The following is a 17746-nucleotide window of genomic DNA, read 5'->3' as shown; positions in this document are numbered from 1 at the left end:
GGCATCAGAATTCGGCGGTCTTGGCAGCCTCGAATTCCAGTTCGATTTCATCGGAAGGCTTCGGGGTAGCAAGACTCACCAGGAAAATAACCAAGCATGAAAGTATGAACGAGGGGAGGAGTTCGTACACCGCAAAGGCCCCGCCAATTTTACTGATCACTTCCTTCCACAACACTACCATAACACCGCCGGTGAGCATCCCCGCGATGGCCCCTTTTAGGGTGGTCCGTTTCCAAAAAAGGGAAAAAAGGATCAGCGGGCCGAAGGCGGCGCCAAAACCCGCCCAGGCGTAGGACACGATGCGGAATATGGATTGGTTCCCCGAAAGGGCGATAGACACCCCGAATATCGTTACCAGCAGCATGGCAACCCGGGCCACCCACATGATGAGGAATTCCCCGGCGTCCTTTTTTATCAGTCCCTTGAAAAGATCGTTAGCCAAGGCCGATGAAGCGATGAGCATATAGGAATCGGAGGAACTCATGGACGCCGCCAGAATCCCCGAAATCACCAGCCCCGCAAGGAGGGGTGGGAAAAAGTTTACCGACAGGTGAATAAAGATGTTCTCCGAGCTTCCCGCAGTGGTCAGCAGGGTGGGCATAACGGCCCGGCCGATTATGCCAATGGCCACCGCCGCAGCAAGGGAGATGAAACACCAAACCACCGCGATAAGCCGGGATTTGGCAATCTTGGAAGATTTCTTAATCGCCATAAACCGGAGCAGCACATGGGGCATACCGAAGTAGCCAAGCCCCCAGGCCAGGCAGGACAGGATGCTCAGGAAGGAATAATTCGCTCCGGCGCCGAAGCTGGGCAAGCCGTTCACCACCGCCTGCCGGCCTGTTCCGCCCACGGCGTTTCCCACAGCATCCGTCGGCACGGCGATACCAAAAATATCCGTAAACCGGGGGAAATTCCGCAGATTTTCCGAAACCCCCGCAAGCCCCCCGGCATGGACAACTCCGAAAGCCAACACCAGGAGCAGGGAGCAGACCATCAGGATAGCCTGGATAAAGTCGGTGGTACTTTCCGCCATAAACCCACCAATGAGGGTATAGATCATCACCAGGGCCGCCCCAAGGATAACCATGGCGGTGTAATAATTTTCCGCCCCAAACACATAGCCAAAGAGCTTCCCAAAGGTAACAAACTGGGCGCCCGCATATATTGAAAAAAACACCAGGATCACCACCGCAGCGATGGTCATGAGGATCCGCTTCTTATCATGGAACCGGTTGCTGAAATAATCCGGCAGGGTGATAGCATTATTGGCTACCTGCGAATAGGACCGGAGCCGTTTAGCCACAATTTGCCAGTTCACCCAGGTCCCGATAAAAAGTCCGATGGCTGTCCAAAAAGCTTCTCCCATTCCGGTAAAATAGGCCACCCCAGGCAGACCCATCAGGAGCCATCCGCTCATATCCGACGCTTCGGCGCTCATGGCGGCCACCCATGGCCCAAGTCCCCGTTTCCCCAGGAAATACTCCTCGGGACTGCTGTTACTTCGTCTGGCGTACCACAACCCGATGCCAATCATCACCACCAGGTAGGCGCCCATGCCAATTAGGGTCTGAATATTAGAAGCGGCCATATCTTCTCCTTGTAATATACGACTTAGAAATTTATACCTGAAAGAGGGGTGAATGTATACTAGCTTACAAAAAGAATCGGACTTTGGACCACTCAGAGAGCGGCGGCGATATGGAGCATACCTTCCACGGTTTCCGGGGCCACGTCCGCCTGAATGATATGGGCCGGGGCCATGAGGTAGCCGCCGTTTTGGCCCAGAATCGCGGCGCGGTTCCGCATATCCGCTTCGATCTTCTTGAGATCCCCTTCGGGCAGCAGCCGCTGCTGGTCTATGCCGCCGAAAAAGCTGATATGTTCGCCGTATTTGTCCTTCAGCTCCTGAGGGTCCGATCCGGGAACATTGGGCTGAACAGGGTTGTAAATATCAATGCCCATCTCGATAAAATCGTCAAGCAGGGGGGCGACGGCGCCGTCACTGTGCATAATAAGCAGGATATCAGGATTGATGGCCCGTACCCTTTTGATGATCCGCTCGTGGCGCGGCTTGAATACTTTCCGCCACATATTCGGGGAAATCAGGGTTGAAATCTGGCTGCCCAGATCTTCCCCAAACCAGATCGCATCCACCCCGGCACGGGCAAGTTGTTCCGCAATGCCGGTGGTAAAATATTCAACCTTGTCATTCAGCGTTTCTATCCATTCATCTTCGGAAGCCATGCCGATCAGATACTTCTCAAGCCCGGTTAAATGCCAGGCAAGCTCAAAGAGGGAAAGCTCACAATCCCCGATAATAAAATAATCCTTCCCGAACTTTTCAATATCCCGGTTGGCGTCCTCCATTCGGCCCGGCGCATGGGGGTCCGGGAACGGGTATGCTTCCACCTCCGCCGCGGTTTCCGCTTCCTCCAGGGGACACTTTACCACCTCCACATACAGGGGGGTGGGCTTCATGTGCATACCGAATTCATTGGCCGTAATAGCATCCCTGACCGGTTTCGGGGTAAACCCCTTTGCAACCTGTCCGCCCACCACCACACAATCGCTGCCCATTTTTGTGCGGATTTCGTTCGCAGAAATACGATAACTCAAATCTTCGTAGTAAGACGGAGTATAATTTGGGCTTATGCCGAGTTTTTTACCAAAGTGATCCGTCAGGCTTCTGCACAGATCAAACTGAAAGGGAACACGGTCCGGAGGGGAACCCCGGCCTCCTCTTTTAAATGCGGAAAAAACTCTTTCTTTGGAATTCATCGGGCTATCCTCCTGGGGCAGCGATGGGAAGGACCTGCCCGAAATGCGGACAGGCCCTTCTGTTACGCAGAATAATTAATAGTTAAACTGATCCACATTGTTCTTGTCGAATATCAGCGCAGGACCGAGGATTATGGTCTTGTTTGATATGTCCCGCTGGCCAATGCGTCCGGCGGTCAGGGATGCCGAGGAACCGGTGATGGTTCCCTTCGCCAGCTGATAACCGCTCTGTATGGCAAGGTAGCCTAAGTCCATACAGCTCCACAGAACTCCCGCATCCAGGGGATTGGCGGAGTTTTTGATATAGGACTTGAGCGCGTTCGGCGTGGCCAGACCGGTGATAACCGTTTTGGAAACATCCGGTTTTACCGATGCCGCTTCATACTGGGAACCCAAGGCCGGGGATGCCATGGAGGTCAGGCCAATGGCCGCCTGGATCTGATCGGCGCCGGGGCCCATTCGGCCAATCAGGGTGCCGCTCTGGGACTGGGTGGCGGTCTCGTCCGGGCCGGGGTAGTACACATCGGAGTCTTCATTCTTGATTTTTAACCAATTGTAATCACCGGCGGCCAGAAGCTTCTTGATCTCCGCAAGCCATTCCTGCTGGTTGGCGTCGGTCTTTGCAGAAGAAACAAGGGCCACATTCACCGGAGCACTCGGGCCATAGCCCTTAAGCTTCAGGTTATCCGCAGCGCTTTTGACAAGACCCAGGGCAATGCCCGATGAGACGGCCTGGTTAATAAACAGATCCCGGGCGTCCGCCTGGGCATCGGCGTCAAAGGTAAGCACCTTAATACCCCGGGACTGGGCCTTCTTCAATGTCGGCGCAATGGCGGTGGGATCGTTGGGGGAAACGAGGATAACACTGACCTTCTGGGCAATCCATCCTTCAAGGATATCCACCTGTTTTTGATTGGTGGCCTGATCCTGAGACGGACCGTCGTACAGGAAATCTACTACCTTCCCGCTTTTGTTAAGTTCGTCAACCGCTTCCTGGGCGCCAATCTTAACGGCGTCAAAATAGTTTTCGCCCTTGAACTTCGGCATCATGGCGATCTTGAGCGTTCCCGATGACGAATCCTTGCTGCAGCCTTCAAACACTATAGCCGAACACACTACGAATAGTACCAATACTGTTCCTAAAACTTTCTTCATAATCTTCCTTCTGAATTTGGTTTTATAATCAGCGGCACAGCGCCGCCGAAAACACATGTTTATACTGCCCCGGTCCGGGGCTTTATTTTCACAATGCGGCTCCTGGTCACCCTGTTGTTTAGGATAAAGTAGCTTACCAGGCTTATTACCAGAATAAGACCGTGCACAATGGTCTGGGCGGCGATAGGAATATTAAGTACCGTAAGGCCGCTGTTAAGAACCGCAATGATAAGGGTCGCCAGGATGGTGCCCTTCATATCTCCGATACCGCCCATAATACTGGTACCCCCCAGCACAATTATGGTAACAACCTTTAAACCCAGGCTGGTACCGGCGTCATATTTGATGCTGGTAAACCTGCCCAGCCAGATAAGCCCCGCAAAGGCGCAGATCAGGCCGCTTAAAACGTAGATGATCATCTTTACCCGGCGGGTGTTTACGCCGCTGAACATGGTGGCGTTTTCGTTGAGCCCGATGCCGATAAGTTTACGGCCCAGGGTGGTCTTTGCCAGGATGAACCAAAACACCAGCGCCAGTATTACATAGAAGAATATCTGCACCGGAACCCAGCCGCCCACATCGGTGGAGCCCAGCCATTGGCTTGCGGGGTAGGAATAGACGCTGTCCCCGTGGGAGAAGCTCCGGGCAAGTCCCATGTACAAATACATGGTGGCCAGGGTAGTCACCAGGGGCGAAATTTTTATCCGGGCAATTAAAAAGCCGTTAAAGAGCCCGCAGGCAATTCCGGTAAGCAGCGCTGCGGAAACCCCCAGGACATTTCCGCCCCTGGCCGCCGCAATACCGCCTATCATGGCGGATAGCACCATGATGGACCCCACGGAAAGATCGATCCCCCCGGTAATAACAATAAGGGTAACCGCCAGGGCCATCATACCGATTTCAACAATATTGCGGAGCATAACCCCCACAAGATAGTCGAAGGAAAGAAAAACATTGTTGATGCAGGCAATCCCCACAAAGAGCGCCAACAGAAGTATTATGAGCGCCCAGGTAAAGGTAAACTTGAGTTTTTTCCGCTTCATAGGGAAGCCCCCCCTGTTACTGCGGGCGCTGCCTGTTTCCGTCCCTCTAAGCGCAGGGCGCTTACGATAACCGCAAATATGATGATGGCGCCCATGATCGCGTCGGACCAGTCGGAACTGATCCCCAGGTAGTTTACCGCCGGGGCGATAACAGACAGCACCGCTGCGCCAAACACGGTTCCCAGTACCTTGCCGCTGCCCCCGGCAACGCTGGTACCCCCCAGGACAACCGCCGCAATAAAGGTCATCTCCAGCCCGGTACCCATGGTGGTGGTTACCCGCTGGCTGGCGGTGGCAATAATGGTGGCGGACACCCCGAAGAGCGCTCCGGCTATGGCATAGGCGACCAGCACAACCTTATTAACATTGATTCCCGTCAATCGGGCGGCCTCAGCGTTATTACCAATGGCGTAGATTTTTTTGGAGAACCGGGAGTACTTCATAAACAGCAATGCTATGATGGTAATCACGATCATGATAAGCACACTCCCCGGTATTATCCCGAGGAATTTGGCTTCAAAGGCCAGCCAGGTAAAGCTGCGGGGCAGATCGTAGATGGAACCCTCCACGATCAGGGGCAGCACGCCGGAAAAAAGCTGGGCCGTCGCCAGGGTCGCCACTATGGCGGGGATACGGAACCTGGTGATGAACAGGGCGTTTATCAAACTGAGTAAAGCCCCCATGACCATGGCCACGGGCAGCAGGATGGGGAGCCCCGCGTTCAGTTTCCCCAGGGCGGCAATGGTAAGACAGACCACGGATATCAGATTTCCCGCGGAAACATCAATATTGGAAGTTAGAATGATGAGGTTCATACCGATGGCGGCAATGAGAATATAGCTGAACCGGTTGAGCATACTCATCACATTGTTGGTGGCGAAAAATCCGGGGGTAAAAATTGCCAACAGCGCCAGTATCCCCAAAAGAAACAAGCCCAGATAGGCTTCGGCGGAAAAATGAATCTTTTGCTTCATAGGGCCGCCTCTTTTTTCCCCTCGGAAGCCAGGGCGATGTGCAGTATTTCTTCCTGGGAAAACTGGTCCCGGTTAAAACATCCCGCAATAGTTCCGTCCTTCATCACATAAATACGATCGCACATCCCGATGAGCTCCGGCAGTTCGCTGGAGATCATCAGAATTGTTAAGCCCGAAACAGCCATCTTGCTGATGATACGGTGAATTTCCGCCTTGGCGCCCACATCGACCCCCCGGGTCGGCTCGTCCAGGATAAGCAGTTTGGGGTTCAGCGCCAAAGCTTTGCTGACCGACACCTTCTGCTGGTTGCCCCCGGAAAGGTTCATCACCAGAAAGTCCGTGTCCGGGGCTTTAATGCCCATGCTTTCCCGCATCTTTTCTGCCACCGTATATTCCTGCTCGTGGTCTATTACCCCCCAACGGGCGATCCGTTCCAACTGGGGCATGACAATATTGTTCTTAACACTCATGTTAACAATTATGCCGTACTTGCCCCGATCTTCGGACACGTACACCAGCCCCTGTTCCATTGCCTGACGATAATTCTTAAAACGTACCGGCCGGCCTTCCAGGGTAATTTCTCCGCGTACCGGGGGGGTAAAGCCGCTGAGGGTCAGGGCCAGCTCCGTTCTTCCGGAGCCCGCCAGGCCCGCAAAGCCCAGTATTTCTCCCTTTCGGATAGTAAAGTTGATATCGTGGAGCAGTTCCTGTGCCCCAAGACCTTTTACGGAAAAAAGCTCCCCTCCAATTTCCACCTCCGCCTTGGGGTAGTAGCTGTCCATGCTGCGGCCTACCATATCGGCCACCAGTTCGTCCTTATTGGTTTCCGAAACCTTCCGGGTAGAAATATAATGCCCGTCCCGTATCACCGTGACCCGGTCGCAAAGGGTAAAAATTTCTTCCAGCCGGTGGCTTATGTACACCACACTGACCCCCTGGTCCCGCAAACCCCGGATAATGGTAAAGAGGGCGTCCACTTCTTCCTGGGTCAGGGAGGCGGTAGGTTCATCCAGAATCAGAATTCGGGATTCAAAGGTCAGCGCCTTGGCGATCTCCACCATCTGTTTTTGGGCCATCCCGAGGTTTTTGATTTTTTCATCCACCGGAATGGAAATATGCAGACCCTTGAGGATGTTCCCCATCTTTTCCGCCATGGCCTTGTAGTCCAGCACCGTAAAAGGCCCCGCCTTTTTAATGATTTCCCGGCCCAGGAAGAGGTTATCCAGCACGGTCATTTCCTCAAACAAACTGGTTTCCTGGTGAATAATGGCAATGCCCTTGGAAAAGGCGTCCAGGGGGCTGGTAATCTTTTCTTCCCGGTCGAACAGGGAGATAGTTCCCCGATCCGGCGCATGAACCCCGGAGACCACCTTCATCAGGGTGGACTTCCCCGCGCCGTTCTCCCCGCAGATCGCGTGAATTTCCCCGACGCGGAGCTCGAAATTCATATCATCCAGAGCAACGATTCCGGGAAAGGTCTTTACAATTGACGATAAACCCAGAGCTATCTGGCTCATTCCTACCTCTTAATTAAAGTTTAAAAAAATCATTTACGGATGAAAAAAAACCTGCTCCAATTGGTAGGCGGTTCCGGTTTGGGGATCAATTTCCATCCGCATAACATCCTTCATATATTCATTCCAGCGATCAACTACCGGGCTCCCTGCCTGCGCTTTTGCGGCAAAATCGACCCCCTTTTCGGCTTCATAATAACCGAAAAGCTCGTCCCCCATACACCAGATGGTGTAATTGTGGATCCCCGCATTGTTTAAGAGTTCAGTCATTTCCGGCCAAATCTCGTTGTGCCGGCGAATGTATTCCGCCTTAGCCCCCGGGAGCAGTTTTGCCTTCCACGCAAATCGTTCCATAGCTTCCTTCCTTAATGAGCGTTAATTTTTAGTCTCCCCCGGATTTTTCATGACGTAAATGGATATTTCTCCTGTGAGGATGGAAATAAACCACCTTTTTTTGTATTATAGAATAGTGGAATCAAAATCCGGCAATGCCCGGGGGCCCTTTTGGCATTACCTTCCCTACAGCGAAGAGGATGAGAAGCTGGGCATGGTCTGCGCCAATGTGGGCAGCATGGAGGCGCCCCCAAATATCGAGTATCCCCCCTATAAAAACGACCATCCCGCCCTATTCCGGTCGGTCGCGGAAGGCCGTGTGCTGCCCACATTTCAGCTAATATACATCACCGCTGGGCAGGGTACACTTGAGCTCGGGGAGACTGTCTATACCCTTATGCCCGGCTCTGCTTTTATCCTATTGCCGGGGACGAGGCACCGGTATAAGCCGGTGTTTGAGATCGGGTGGCATGAATATTGGGTTGGTTTCCAGGGGGAATATTTTATCAAATTGATGGAGAGGGGCGTTCTTTCCAAGGAACGGATCTTTTTTGAAGTCGGTCTCTATGATTTTATGATATCCACCTTTAACCAGATCATTGATGAGGTCAAAAACCAGCGCCCCCTCTTTCAGTTAAAGGCCTGTTCGGGGATTATTTCCCTGCTTGCGGAGATCCTGACCCGGGAACGGCGGAAGGATCAGCCAAATTCGTACCAAAAGATAGTAGAAAAGACGAAATATCTTATGGAAACGAATATTTTCAGTGCCGTCAACCTATCGGATATCTCCGAACAGATTGGGGTAAGTACCTCTAAGCTGAATGAAATATTCAAAACCTATACGTCCATGACGCCCTATCAGTATTTTATCCATATAAAGATACTTAAGGCCGAAAGCTTGCTGGAACAGAAGGATGCATCGGTAAAAGAGGTGGCGTATCGCTTGGGGTTTGAGGATCAGTACTATTTTTCCCGGCTTTTTAAGAATAAGACAGGGATTGCGCCTTCGGACTGGAATAAGCTGATTTAGGGGAGACAAAGGCGGGAGTCGCGGCTGACGCCGACGGGTTCCAGCTTCGCGACCATTCGAAAGGCTTTCGCCTTCCGAACGGCCCAGGTCCCCGGTTCAAATCCGGCCTTTTGTGGATAAGAATTTATTTTGTCGGGCAACCCGGATTTGAACCGGGGACCTCTTGGTCCCGAACCAAGCGCGCTACCAACTGCGCTATTACCCGAAAAAAAAACCCGTCCCATGGGACGGGCTAGCGGACCGTTTGGTCCGACGGGAGCGACGGGGCTTGAACCCGCGATCTCCGGCTTGACAGGCCAGCGTGATAAACCAGCTTCACTACACCCCCATAAGTTTTAATAGCATAATAAACGGATTGAAAAAAGTCAAGTATACCATTTTACATTATCGTCCTTGTCCGTGCGGTCAGTGTGGTCCGTGGTTATTCTTGGGTAAATACGTTTTTGATCATCCGCTTCCCGGGTAGGCGGTAGATGTCAAAATCAGAGTCGATGCTGATGATGGACCTGATGCCCCGCTTCTCCGCAGCTATCACCAGGGTCGCATCGGCAAAATCCATACGCTCCTTCAAGGCAGCCGCTTGCGCGGCATCTAAAGAGTTTGCCGATAGGAAGGATTCAAGGGGCGCTACCGCGCCCGGCGTCATGGGTAAGTCATGGTATTGATTGATCAGCGATGATACTTGTAAAAGGTCTTCCTGGAGGATTTCGTGGAGGATAAGTCCATGGCGGTTCACCCACTCAAAGAAGTCCGTCTGGGCCTTGATACTGAAATCAAGCATATAACAAACTTCGGTAAGTACCGCCAAGGTGCTGATAAACTGATAGTTTTTGCCGCGAAGGAAGTTTATTACCGGTTCGTGGTAGGTATCATCCTTGTCAAAGAGGGCTATCAGGGGACCTGCGTCAATGAGGATGGTGTTTAGCATGGAGCTTTTCCTTTATACGGGTTTTATAGTTTGCGGATAGGCCGCCGTCCCCGCTGCCGTATTTTCCAAAATAGGGTTCCCCAAGCTCCCAGGAGCTTTTTTCGGTCTCTTCCCGGGATAAATAGACAGCCACCGCCTCCCGTATGAATTCAGTCTTGGTAATATGTTTTGCCTTGACGGCGATATCGAGACGCTGTTCTAGTTCTTCAGGTAACCTGGCGCTGGTCATGACATTCTTCTCCTGTAATACAGAGTGTATTACAGATAGCTGCTCACGTCAAGGCTTATAGGACGTTTTTTTGTCAAATAAACCGTGTTTTTCGGCGGATACAAAAAAAAAATACAATACACAACAAAAACCAGTTGACAGATACTGAACCTTCCCCTTATGTTTCAAGGGAATCCTCATATTCTAACGGAGAATGATATGGTTCTAAGCAGTACGTACAATGACAGGTTTCCTTCCTTCTTTGCCCTGGATGACGATGATGATGACGATCTGGAGGAAGAAGACGATTTTGATGACATGGAAGACGATTTTGAAGATGACTTCGATGACGATTTCGACGATGACGACGACGATTTTGATGACGATGATGACGACGACGATTTTGATGACGACTATGAAGAGGACATGGATTTCGACGACGACTTTGATGAATAGCCGGAGCTATGGGCTTATGATCACCGCAGCGCTCCAAAGCCGCTCCAGTTCATAAAATGAACGGGATTTCTCCGACATAAGGTGAATCACAATGTTTCCCAGATCCGTGAGGTTCCATCCGTCATCGGCATTGGTTTTCCGCCGCCGCCGGAGGATTTCTATGCCCTTTTCATGGGCATAATCCTTGATATGCCGTTGTAAACCCTGTAAATGGGTATTACTGGACACGGTGGCTACCACAAAAAAGTCGGTCCAATAGTTGATTTCCCGCAGATCCATCACAATAACACTTTCCCCACGGTGCTCCTTGATAAGGGCAGCCAATTCAAGGGCAGTGTTTTTATCATCCGCCCAAAACGTATCTTCCATTAAAATCCTTTCCAATGATGAGGGTAAAGTCTGAACGATATTCCAGATTCTGGATATTTATCTCTATCCCCAGTTCAATATTTTCCGGCGTCAGCGAATCACGCCGGATATTCCGGCACCGGATGATATCCGCAAAGGTCCTAACCATGTCCTCGTAACCGGACCTATCCACTATTTCCGTGACTTCGTAGTCATTGTGGTCCGCATTCCCGATGGAAATAACGTCATACCCAAAGCCCCGGAGCAGATCCGCGGTCCTTCCCGCAAGTCCCGCCGTGGCGGTTCCGTTCAGGATCTCCACGGTAAAAACCCGCTCGGAAAGCGTCCCCTCCCCCTGCCTCGTCAGGGCTGCAAGGGACTGGCGGACAATTTCCTTGATAAGGCTGCCGTCGTATAGGGGAAGGAGGAGCACCTGCCCCGAAACTTCCCGGGTAATACCCCCCACGGACTGAATGTTTACCCGATCCATATCAATCTTGGCCAGCTCGTCAAAAAGCCGAATCCGGGTCCGGGGATCCATGGGCGTTTTCAGCAGGGGCCGGTATATCTGGGCAACGGTTGTTTTCTTGAGGTATTCGGCCTTTTCGCCCAGCCGTTTAATAAACCCAATGAAAAAACGCTGCCGGCGGAAATGGGCCAGTTCCCGGTCCTCCTCGGGAAGCTCATAGGTGACGTAACTCCGGGATTTGTCCCCATCCAGCCGGGTTACACCGGAGGGAAAGAGTACCGTGTTGCCCTTTTCGTATATTCCCACCGGGGCAGGGATAAACAATTCGACCCCTTCAATGAGATCAACCACCTTTCCCAGGTTCTCCAGATCTATCACCACAGAAAAATTTACATCAATCCCCAAAAAATTTTCTACTTCCCCCTCGAATAAGCTTATCCTCTGGGGGTCGTACATTGTATCAATCCGGTCTACCCGGTTGATCCGCGGGATGATCAGTCCTACTTCACCGGGTATATCAAAGACAGCCGCCCGCCGGGTTGCCGGATAGTAGAACAGAACGTAGGAACTCAGGGGTTTTTTGTTCCCCTCAATAATAAAAAGAGTCGAAATTACCCGGTCCCCCGAAAGGGCTTCCTCAATCGGGTCGAATCGCATGGCCAGAATGATGAAGGAAATCCCTCCCCCAAGGAGCAGAAGGATCAACAGCAAAAGAAAAGCACTGGCATCAGCCTTTGTTTTTCTCAAAAGCCTCTCCTTTAATGACTTCCAATAAGCGCAGCGTTCCCTTGGAAAGGGTAAGTTCCTGGGAGCGGAGATACGCCACGGTTTCTTCCAGAACCGCAGCAAACAGGGCGTCCAGGCCGGTAAAACTCCGGAAGTCCCGGAGGCCGGAGCTTACATGTTCCCGGGAAACCTCAATTTTATCGGCAATAAACACCGCCTTTGCCAGGGGGCCCATTTCGGTGTCCACCATAGTATGGAGCCGTATTGCCTCGAGGATATCTTTATTATGGATGCCGAAGCGTTCCCTAAGCAATACCGCCGCAGCCCGGGCATGGAGCAGGGAGGGCTTTTTTTCCTCCAGATTGGATAGCGGTTGGCCATCCTGCTTAGTCAGGCGAATCAATTCTTCCTCCGAAAGGGACTTGCACATATCGTGGGCGATTCCGGCCAGGTAACCCGAGGGGGGATCCATGCCGAAACGCCGGCAAAGATCCTCCGCAAGGAGGGCAACGTTCCGGGAATGGAGGAACCGGGAGGGGCTTATCATGGTATGCACCGCATTTTCTATACCCGTAATAAGCTCCAGGGAGATGCCTTCCCGGCTCTTTGCCGGTTCGCCCAGGCCGTACAGCAGGCGGTCTTCAATAATGAGCCGCGCCCCCTGGGGGACCAGATAGCTCCAGGCTTCTCCGTTCCGGAGACGATCCCGGATGTTCCCCGAAGAAAGCTCCATGATTTCATTTTCCAGCCGTTTATGGGGAAAAGGAAAGGGCAGGTCCTCCGCAGAAAGCCGGTGGGCAATGATGATATCCGTAAGGGATACTATCTCCGCGGCGCTCCGCCATTTGTGGAAATCCCGGGCCAGATCATCCCCCAGGATAAGTCCCGGCTTTCCCTCGGGCCGGTATCGTTCCAGGATATCCTTAATGGTATCAATGGTATAGGAAACTCCTTCCCGCCGTATTTCACCGTCCTCAATGGTAAGCCGGGAATCCGCAGGTATGGAGGCGATCAGCATATCCAACCGATCCTTGGCGGAGGCGCCCTGGGCGTCGGGCTTAAAGGGGGAAGTATAGGCGGGTACCAGAATGACCCTATCATACCCAAGGGAGGAAAGGGCCGTATCCGCCAGAAAAAGATGGCCCATGTGGATGGGGTTAAAGCTGCCCCCCAGGATCGCGAATCTCAATTTTCCTTTTCCCCGGCGGCGGCCAATCTTCCCAGGCCGGCGGTCAGTTCCTCCAGCCCTTCCCCGGAAAACACCGAGATCCCCAGCACCGTCTCTTCGGGATACCGGGCCTTTAGTTCCTCCAGCCGCTTCGCCGGGAAAATCTCCCCGCCATTCCCCAGATCGGTTTTGGTTCCAACCAGGAGCCTTGGCTTCCTGACCAGATCCGGCGAAAAGGCATCCAGTTCTTTGTAAAGGATATCAAAGGCTGCCAGGTAATTGTCCTGGGACAGATCGATAAGAAAAACCAGGGCGGCGGTACGGGAAATATGCTTGAGGAACCGTATTCCCAGGCCGGCCCCTTCCGAAGCTCCTTCGATGAGCCCCGGTATGTCCGCCAGGATGATGTCCCGATCTCCCAGGGTAAGCACCCCCAGGTTTGGTATCTTCGTGGTAAATGGGTAGGGGGCAATCTTAGGCCGGGCATTGGTGAACCGGTCCAGGAGGGACGATTTCCCCGCATTGGGGAAGCCCACCAGACCGATATCCGCCAGAATCTGTATCTCCACCCGGAGCCGCCGCTTTTCGCCGGGCTTTCCCGGCAGGGCCTTCCGTGGCGCCTGGGTTACCGACGACTTGAAGTGGATATTTCCCCAGCCGCCGTTTCCCCCCTTGAGGAACAGGAAGGACCCTTCCTGGCGGCCAAAATCCCGAATAATCTCTCCGGTCTCCGCATCCTTGAGTACCGTCCCCGGGGGTACGGGTATCACCGTATCTTCCCCGTTACGGCCGTAACGCTGGGAGCCCTCCCCGTCCCGGCCGTTTTCGGCCTTGAAACTCTGCTTGTAGCGCAGATGGACCAGGGTGCGCAGGTTACGGCGGACCTCAAAGACCACCGCCCCGCCCCGGCCGCCATCGCCGCCGGAAGGCCCGCCCAGGGGGACATACTTTTCCCGCCGGAAGGCTACGCAGCCGTTACCCCCCGAGCCGGAGGAAACCTCGATCAACGCCTCATCGGCAAATTTATCGATCATAAATAAAAACGGCGTACCCCCCGGCACGCCGCGCGTTTATCATTGTCATCGAAACTCCGATCCGCATTTCCGTCTGAGGGTTACCAGCGGCTATTCCACCACCGCGGGTACTACCCCGGCTAGTTTCCGGCCCCTGCGGGTAGTAAATGTCACGGTTCCATCGGCCAGGGCAAAGAGGGTAAAATCCCCTCCGCAGCCCACATTGGCGCCGGGATGAACCCTGGTTCCCCGCTGCCGTACGATAATGGTCCCCGCCTTTACCGGCGTCCCATCGGATGCCTTAACCCCAAGGTATTGGGGATTCGAATCTCTTCCGTTTTTAGCGCCGCTTCCGCCCCTTTTCCGAGCCATTTCATTCCTCCGTTGATATATGCATGGTACAATAATCCGGGTATTCCCCGGCAACCGATTTTAACCCCTCCAACAGGAAGGCCCCGGCTGCGGAAAGGAACTCCCTCCCTGGGCCGGTATAATCGATCTCTATTCTGACAATTCCCCGTTCAGGGGCTTCCCCCCGAACCGTGATCCCCTCCCGCTGGGAAAGGACCTGCAAGGCCGTCCTGGTTAAGACCGATACGGCGGCGCATACGATATCGCCGCCCTTTGGTCCCGCCCCGGCGTGGCCTTCGACCCGGCAGGACCTCAGTAGTCCCGCCTCATCCAAAGCCGCCTCGACACGTATCATCTAAGCTTTGGTTCGAGGGCTAAGCCCCGATAATATCCTCAATCTTGATGATAGAATACTGCTGACGGTGCCCCTGCTTACGCCGATAATCTTTCTTCGGCATATACTTAAAAACGATGATCTTAGCGTCCTTTCCATGGCTTTCCACCACCGCGGACACCTTCACGCCCTTCACATAGGGGGCGCCCACGGTCACCTCTGAAGTTCCATTGGCAACCAAAAGCACCGAATCGATATCCACTGCGGAACCGGGTTCGGCGTCGATCCTGTCAACCTTTAATATGGCCCCTTTCTCGGCCTTGTACTGTTTTCCCTTAAATTCAACCAAAGCGTACATGGTATATCATCCTTTCTTCAAAATACGAACAGTAGTAATTTATACTACAAAGGGCTTCGGATAGTCAAGTGGGCTTTAAGAATAACCACGGACCTCACGGACAAAAAGATTTAACACAGAGGACGCAGAGGGAAGAACACAGAGGAAAAAAAGAAGTACCCCCTTTCTCCCCCTCTGCGTCCTCTGTGTCTCCTCTGCGTCCTCTGCGGTTTCTCTTTCTCTCCTCTTAGTCCGTGTGGTCCGTGATTATTCTTAATTGGGTTAGCCCAGGGCTACATCCAGGATCATCATCAGGAGGAAGCCGGCCATAACGGCCATGGTTCCGGCGTTGGAATGTTCTCCAAGGTGGGCCTCGGGGATGAGCTCCTCCACTACCACGTAAAACATGGCCCCCGCGGCAAAGGACAGGAGCCATGGCATGTAGGGTGCGATAAGGGCGGCAATAAGCACCGTGAGGAGGCCGAAGATGGGCTCCACCACCCCGGAAAGACAGCCTATAAGGAACGCTTTAACGCTGCTCAGCCCTTCCTGCCTTAGGGGGAGGGCCACCGCCGCGCCTTCGGGAAAGTTTTGTATCCCAATCCCCAGGGCCAGGGCAATGGCGGAGATATACATGGAGGGATCTTCGCTATGTTGGGCTGCCAGGGCAAAGGACAGGCCCACCGCCATCCCTTCGGGGATATTGTGCAGGGTTACCGCAGAAACAAGCAGGGTGGTCCGCTTCATGGAAGAAGAAGGGCCCTCCCGGGTGTTGGTTTCGGGATGCAAATGGGGGATTAGGCGGTCAAGGAGGAACAGGAAAAAGACCCCGATAATGAAGCCGCCGGCGGCAGGAACCCACCCTACCCCGCCGTTGGCTTGCGCCTCGTCAATGGCCGGAACCAGAAGGCCAAACACCGCTGCGGCAACCATGATGCCCGCCGCGAATCCCAGGAACAGGGTCTGCAGGATCCTGCCGGTCTGCTTGCGGAAGAGGAAAACCATGGCCGAACCCAGGCAGGTCATGAGAAAAATGAAACCCGTACCGGTGGCAACCCATAGTAGTTCACGCATGAGTTAAGTATAGGGTCTTCGGGGCTTTCTTGCCAGTTCTAAATTAAGAATAACTATCGGCAAATCGGGAGGGGTCGGGGGCATCCCTGGCGCTCGCACGCATGTAGAACCCACCTCCGGAGCCCCGCAGGCGGGTCTCCTGCGGCGGTGAATTCCATATGTGCTCGGTCAGGGATGCCCCCGACCCCTCCCGCCTTTGTCAGTAATACTGAAGAAAGGGCATTGGGGGTGCACAAGAACCCGTTTGAGCAGCCCCGCTACGCGTCTTTCGTCTCCAGTCGACAGGGCGGCATCGAACCATATAAGATGGTATTGAAAAGCACTTGCTTTTCAATACTGGTATGGGTTAGGAGTATTTTATGGGTTCAAAATTTTTTACCACGAATGAAATTGCCCCTCGTACTACCGCTATCATCGGTCTTGGTAATGAGTTGTGTTATCTTGTGGAGGGGAAAACTAATTCGCTCCTCATAGATTCACTTATCGGAGTAGGGAATTTAAGGGCTTTTTGCCGGGAACTAACGGACTTACCCATCACCGTAGTGAATACCCATGGTCATATAGATCATGTAGGGGGCAATTTTGACTTTGATACTTGTTTTATCCATCCCGCTGACATTCCTCTGATATACGAAACGGAAGAACGAAGAATAGAATACGTTAAAAATGGTATAAAAAAATCAGGTAAAAATATTATTTTGCTGGAAAGTGATTTTAGTATAGCCAAGCCCATAAAAACATTTCCCGTTAATGATGGTTTTACTTTTGACCTGGGGGACCGGAATATCGAAGTGATTTCCGTCCCCGGACATACCAAGGGCAGCATTGTCCTTCTGGATCGTAGTAACAAAATTGTTTTTTCAGGGGATGCCTGTAACAGCAATACTCTTTTATTTCTCCCCCATTCAACCCCGATACACGAATATCAAGAAAGCCTGGAACACTTCAAAAGATTTCAGCCCTATTTTGATGTTATGTGGGGAGGCCACGGCCTATGGCCTGTACCGAAAATCATCATTGATGAAGCAATCGAATTATGTGGTGAAATTATCGCTGGAACCGATGATGCGGTTCCAAGTGAGCACCTGGGCCGCCCCTGCGTTTATGCCAAAAAGAAAGATAGTAATTTTAAACGGTTGGATGGCAAAATAGCCAACATTGCCTACCCGTTTTTATGAATATTCGTTATAAAGGGGAAACAAAAATCGGCATACTATATAAAGAATGTATTTATGAAAAGGGACAAAAACGGTGCCTGACACCCTTCCCTGGAAGAAAGTCTAGAAAATCCCCTCCAAGTCTGGACAAAAGATAGCTGTTTTCCGCCAAAAACAAGATATACTGCAATATATGTGGGATTTCAAAACGGCGCCTGGCGTCCTTCCGGATACAGAGCATGAACACGTTGCTTCTATAGTAACTAAACTAACTAACTCTACCCCCCCCCCCCCCCCCCCCCCCCAACCGCCGCGTCAGAGAAACAAAAACAAAATCATCCCCTGCG

20 protein-coding genes and 2 tRNA genes are annotated in these 17746 nt (G+C 52.6%); 3 read left to right on the top strand and 19 right to left on the bottom strand.

Features of this window, described 5'->3' with window-relative positions; all coding sequences use genetic code 11:
- Nucleotides 1–4 precede the first annotated feature (4 nt).
- From putP to LQZ19_RS10885, 7 genes are all read right to left on the bottom strand, one after another.
- Nucleotides 5–1591 carry a sodium/proline symporter PutP gene (gene putP / locus LQZ19_RS10915; RefSeq protein WP_411047693.1) on the bottom strand — a complete coding sequence of 529 codons (1587 nt, stop codon included), beginning with the start codon at nt 1589–1591 and terminating at the stop codon, nt 5–7.
- Nucleotides 1592–1683: 92 nt separating this feature from the next.
- Nucleotides 1684–2781, bottom strand: a complete 1098-nt coding sequence (locus LQZ19_RS10910; RefSeq protein WP_411047692.1) for a uroporphyrinogen decarboxylase family protein — start codon at nt 2779–2781, stop codon at nt 1684–1686.
- A gap of 75 nt (nt 2782–2856) precedes the next feature.
- A complete protein-coding gene (locus tag LQZ19_RS10905) occupies nt 2857–3936 on the bottom strand; it encodes an autoinducer 2 ABC transporter substrate-binding protein (protein WP_411047691.1) in 1080 nt (359 codons plus the stop codon).
- Between the two features lie 59 nt (nt 3937–3995).
- Complete coding sequence (locus LQZ19_RS10900; RefSeq protein WP_411047690.1) at nt 3996–4979, bottom strand: ABC transporter permease; 984 nt, start codon at nt 4977–4979, stop codon at nt 3996–3998.
- Complete coding sequence (locus LQZ19_RS10895) at nt 4976–5953, bottom strand: ABC transporter permease (RefSeq protein WP_411047689.1); 978 nt, start codon at nt 5951–5953, stop codon at nt 4976–4978. Before LQZ19_RS10895 ends, LQZ19_RS10900 begins: the two co-directional genes overlap by 4 nt.
- Nucleotides 5950–7470 carry a sugar ABC transporter ATP-binding protein gene (locus tag LQZ19_RS10890; RefSeq protein ID WP_411047688.1) on the bottom strand — a complete coding sequence of 507 codons (1521 nt, stop codon included), beginning with the start codon at nt 7468–7470 and terminating at the stop codon, nt 5950–5952. The genes LQZ19_RS10895 and LQZ19_RS10890 overlap by 4 nt, the downstream gene beginning before the upstream one ends.
- Before the next feature lie 33 nt (nt 7471–7503).
- Nucleotides 7504–7821: an L-rhamnose mutarotase gene (locus LQZ19_RS10885; RefSeq protein WP_411047687.1), complete on the bottom strand. Its 318-nt coding sequence runs from the start codon at nt 7819–7821 to the stop codon at nt 7504–7506.
- A 115-nt stretch (nt 7822–7936) separates the two neighbouring features.
- Between LQZ19_RS10885 and LQZ19_RS10880 the strand changes: the two genes are divergently transcribed.
- Complete coding sequence (locus LQZ19_RS10880; RefSeq protein ID WP_411047686.1) at nt 7937–8830, top strand: helix-turn-helix domain-containing protein; 894 nt, start codon at nt 7937–7939, stop codon at nt 8828–8830.
- Nucleotides 8831–8962: 132 nt separating this feature from the next.
- Here LQZ19_RS10880 and LQZ19_RS10875 read toward each other — a convergent pair.
- From LQZ19_RS10875 to LQZ19_RS10860, 4 genes are all read right to left on the bottom strand, one after another.
- Nucleotides 8963–9035, bottom strand: a tRNA-Pro gene (locus LQZ19_RS10875).
- A 48-nt stretch (nt 9036–9083) separates the two neighbouring features.
- Nucleotides 9084–9158, bottom strand: a tRNA-Asp gene (locus LQZ19_RS10870).
- A 93-nt stretch (nt 9159–9251) separates the two neighbouring features.
- Entirely contained in the window at nt 9252–9758 is a 507-nt protein-coding gene (locus LQZ19_RS10865) for a type II toxin-antitoxin system VapC family toxin (RefSeq protein ID WP_411047685.1), read from the bottom strand.
- On the bottom strand, nt 9736–9987 hold the full coding sequence (locus LQZ19_RS10860) for a CopG family transcriptional regulator (RefSeq protein ID WP_411047684.1): 252 nt from the start codon (nt 9985–9987) through the stop codon (nt 9736–9738). The genes LQZ19_RS10865 and LQZ19_RS10860 overlap by 23 nt, the downstream gene beginning before the upstream one ends.
- Before the next feature lie 198 nt (nt 9988–10185).
- On the opposite strand from LQZ19_RS10860, the gene LQZ19_RS10855 reads away from it, so the two are divergent.
- Nucleotides 10186–10422, top strand: coding sequence for a hypothetical protein (locus tag LQZ19_RS10855; RefSeq protein WP_411047683.1), 237 nt, complete (start codon nt 10186–10188; stop codon nt 10420–10422).
- Between the two features lie 6 nt (nt 10423–10428).
- Here the strand turns inward: LQZ19_RS10855 and rsfS are convergent, their stop codons facing one another.
- The 8 genes from rsfS to LQZ19_RS10815 all read right to left on the bottom strand — a co-directional run bounded on the left by rsfS (nt 10429) and on the right by LQZ19_RS10815 (nt 16242).
- On the bottom strand, nt 10429–10791 hold the full coding sequence (gene rsfS / locus LQZ19_RS10850) for a ribosome silencing factor (protein ID WP_411047682.1): 363 nt from the start codon (nt 10789–10791) through the stop codon (nt 10429–10431).
- Nucleotides 10766–11986, bottom strand: coding sequence for an LCP family protein (locus tag LQZ19_RS10845; RefSeq protein WP_411047681.1), 1221 nt, complete (start codon nt 11984–11986; stop codon nt 10766–10768). The genes rsfS and LQZ19_RS10845 overlap by 26 nt, the downstream gene beginning before the upstream one ends.
- Nucleotides 11967–13154, bottom strand: a complete 1188-nt coding sequence (gene nadD / locus LQZ19_RS10840) for a nicotinate (nicotinamide) nucleotide adenylyltransferase (protein ID WP_411047680.1) — start codon at nt 13152–13154, stop codon at nt 11967–11969. The genes LQZ19_RS10845 and nadD overlap by 20 nt, the downstream gene beginning before the upstream one ends.
- Nucleotides 13151–14164 carry an Obg family GTPase CgtA gene (gene cgtA, locus LQZ19_RS10835; protein ID WP_411047764.1) on the bottom strand — a complete coding sequence of 338 codons (1014 nt, stop codon included), beginning with the start codon at nt 14162–14164 and terminating at the stop codon, nt 13151–13153. Before cgtA ends, nadD begins: the two co-directional genes overlap by 4 nt.
- 93 nt (nt 14165–14257) lie before the next feature.
- Complete coding sequence (rpmA, locus tag LQZ19_RS10830) at nt 14258–14518, bottom strand: 50S ribosomal protein L27 (RefSeq protein ID WP_411047679.1); 261 nt, start codon at nt 14516–14518, stop codon at nt 14258–14260.
- 1 nt (nt 14519) lies between these two features.
- Complete coding sequence (locus LQZ19_RS10825; RefSeq protein WP_411047678.1) at nt 14520–14852, bottom strand: ribosomal-processing cysteine protease Prp; 333 nt, start codon at nt 14850–14852, stop codon at nt 14520–14522.
- Between the two features lie 19 nt (nt 14853–14871).
- Nucleotides 14872–15189 carry a 50S ribosomal protein L21 gene (gene rplU, locus LQZ19_RS10820; protein WP_411047677.1) on the bottom strand — a complete coding sequence of 106 codons (318 nt, stop codon included), beginning with the start codon at nt 15187–15189 and terminating at the stop codon, nt 14872–14874.
- Between the two features lie 261 nt (nt 15190–15450).
- Nucleotides 15451–16242, bottom strand: coding sequence for a ZIP family metal transporter (locus LQZ19_RS10815; RefSeq protein ID WP_411047676.1), 792 nt, complete (start codon nt 16240–16242; stop codon nt 15451–15453).
- A gap of 359 nt (nt 16243–16601) precedes the next feature.
- Here LQZ19_RS10815 and LQZ19_RS10810 point away from each other — a divergent pair, with 359 nt between their 5' ends.
- Nucleotides 16602–17420 (top strand): MBL fold metallo-hydrolase, encoded by an 819-nt coding sequence (locus LQZ19_RS10810; RefSeq protein WP_411047675.1) that lies wholly within the window; start codon nt 16602–16604, stop codon nt 17418–17420.
- Nucleotides 17421–17746: the final 326 nt, after the last annotated feature.

Source organism: Treponema primitia (assembly GCF_046533075.1).
Lineage (GTDB): Bacteria > Spirochaetota > Spirochaetia > Treponematales > Breznakiellaceae > Termitinema > Termitinema primitia_B.
Note: the sequence above shows the minus strand (reverse complement) of the source record. Positions and strands in the feature narration are given on the sequence as shown.

Bases quoted from the DNA above. Each gene is read 5' to 3' on its own strand.
- LQZ19_RS10885 (WP_411047687.1), bottom strand. From the start codon at position 7,821: ATGGAACGATTTGCGTGGAAGGCAAAACTGCTCCCGGGGGCTAAGGCG.
- LQZ19_RS10905 (WP_411047691.1), bottom strand. From the start codon at position 3,936: ATGAAGAAAGTTTTAGGAACAGTATTGGTACTATTCGTAGTGTGTTCG.
- rsfS (WP_411047682.1), bottom strand. From the start codon at position 10,791: ATGGAAGATACGTTTTGGGCGGATGATAAAAACACTGCCCTTGAATTG.
- LQZ19_RS10860 (WP_411047684.1), bottom strand. From the start codon at position 9,987: ATGACCAGCGCCAGGTTACCTGAAGAACTAGAACAGCGTCTCGATATC.
- LQZ19_RS10855 (WP_411047683.1), top strand. From the start codon at position 10,186: ATGGTTCTAAGCAGTACGTACAATGACAGGTTTCCTTCCTTCTTTGCC.
- rplU (WP_411047677.1), bottom strand. From the start codon at position 15,189: ATGTACGCTTTGGTTGAATTTAAGGGAAAACAGTACAAGGCCGAGAAA.
- LQZ19_RS10810 (WP_411047675.1), top strand. From the start codon at position 16,602: ATGGGTTCAAAATTTTTTACCACGAATGAAATTGCCCCTCGTACTACC.
- LQZ19_RS10815 (WP_411047676.1), bottom strand. From the start codon at position 16,242: ATGCGTGAACTACTATGGGTTGCCACCGGTACGGGTTTCATTTTTCTC.
- LQZ19_RS10895 (WP_411047689.1), bottom strand. From the start codon at position 5,953: ATGAAGCAAAAGATTCATTTTTCCGCCGAAGCCTATCTGGGCTTGTTT.
- rpmA (WP_411047679.1), bottom strand. From the start codon at position 14,518: ATGGCTCGGAAAAGGGGCGGAAGCGGCGCTAAAAACGGAAGAGATTCG.
- LQZ19_RS10890 (WP_411047688.1), bottom strand. From the start codon at position 7,470: ATGAGCCAGATAGCTCTGGGTTTATCGTCAATTGTAAAGACCTTTCCC.
- putP (WP_411047693.1), bottom strand. From the start codon at position 1,591: ATGGCCGCTTCTAATATTCAGACCCTAATTGGCATGGGCGCCTACCTG.
- LQZ19_RS10900 (WP_411047690.1), bottom strand. From the start codon at position 4,979: ATGAAGCGGAAAAAACTCAAGTTTACCTTTACCTGGGCGCTCATAATA.
- LQZ19_RS10865 (WP_411047685.1), bottom strand. From the start codon at position 9,758: ATGCTAAACACCATCCTCATTGACGCAGGTCCCCTGATAGCCCTCTTT.
- LQZ19_RS10825 (WP_411047678.1), bottom strand. From the start codon at position 14,852: ATGATACGTGTCGAGGCGGCTTTGGATGAGGCGGGACTACTGAGGTCC.
- LQZ19_RS10910 (WP_411047692.1), bottom strand. From the start codon at position 2,781: ATGAATTCCAAAGAAAGAGTTTTTTCCGCATTTAAAAGAGGAGGCCGG.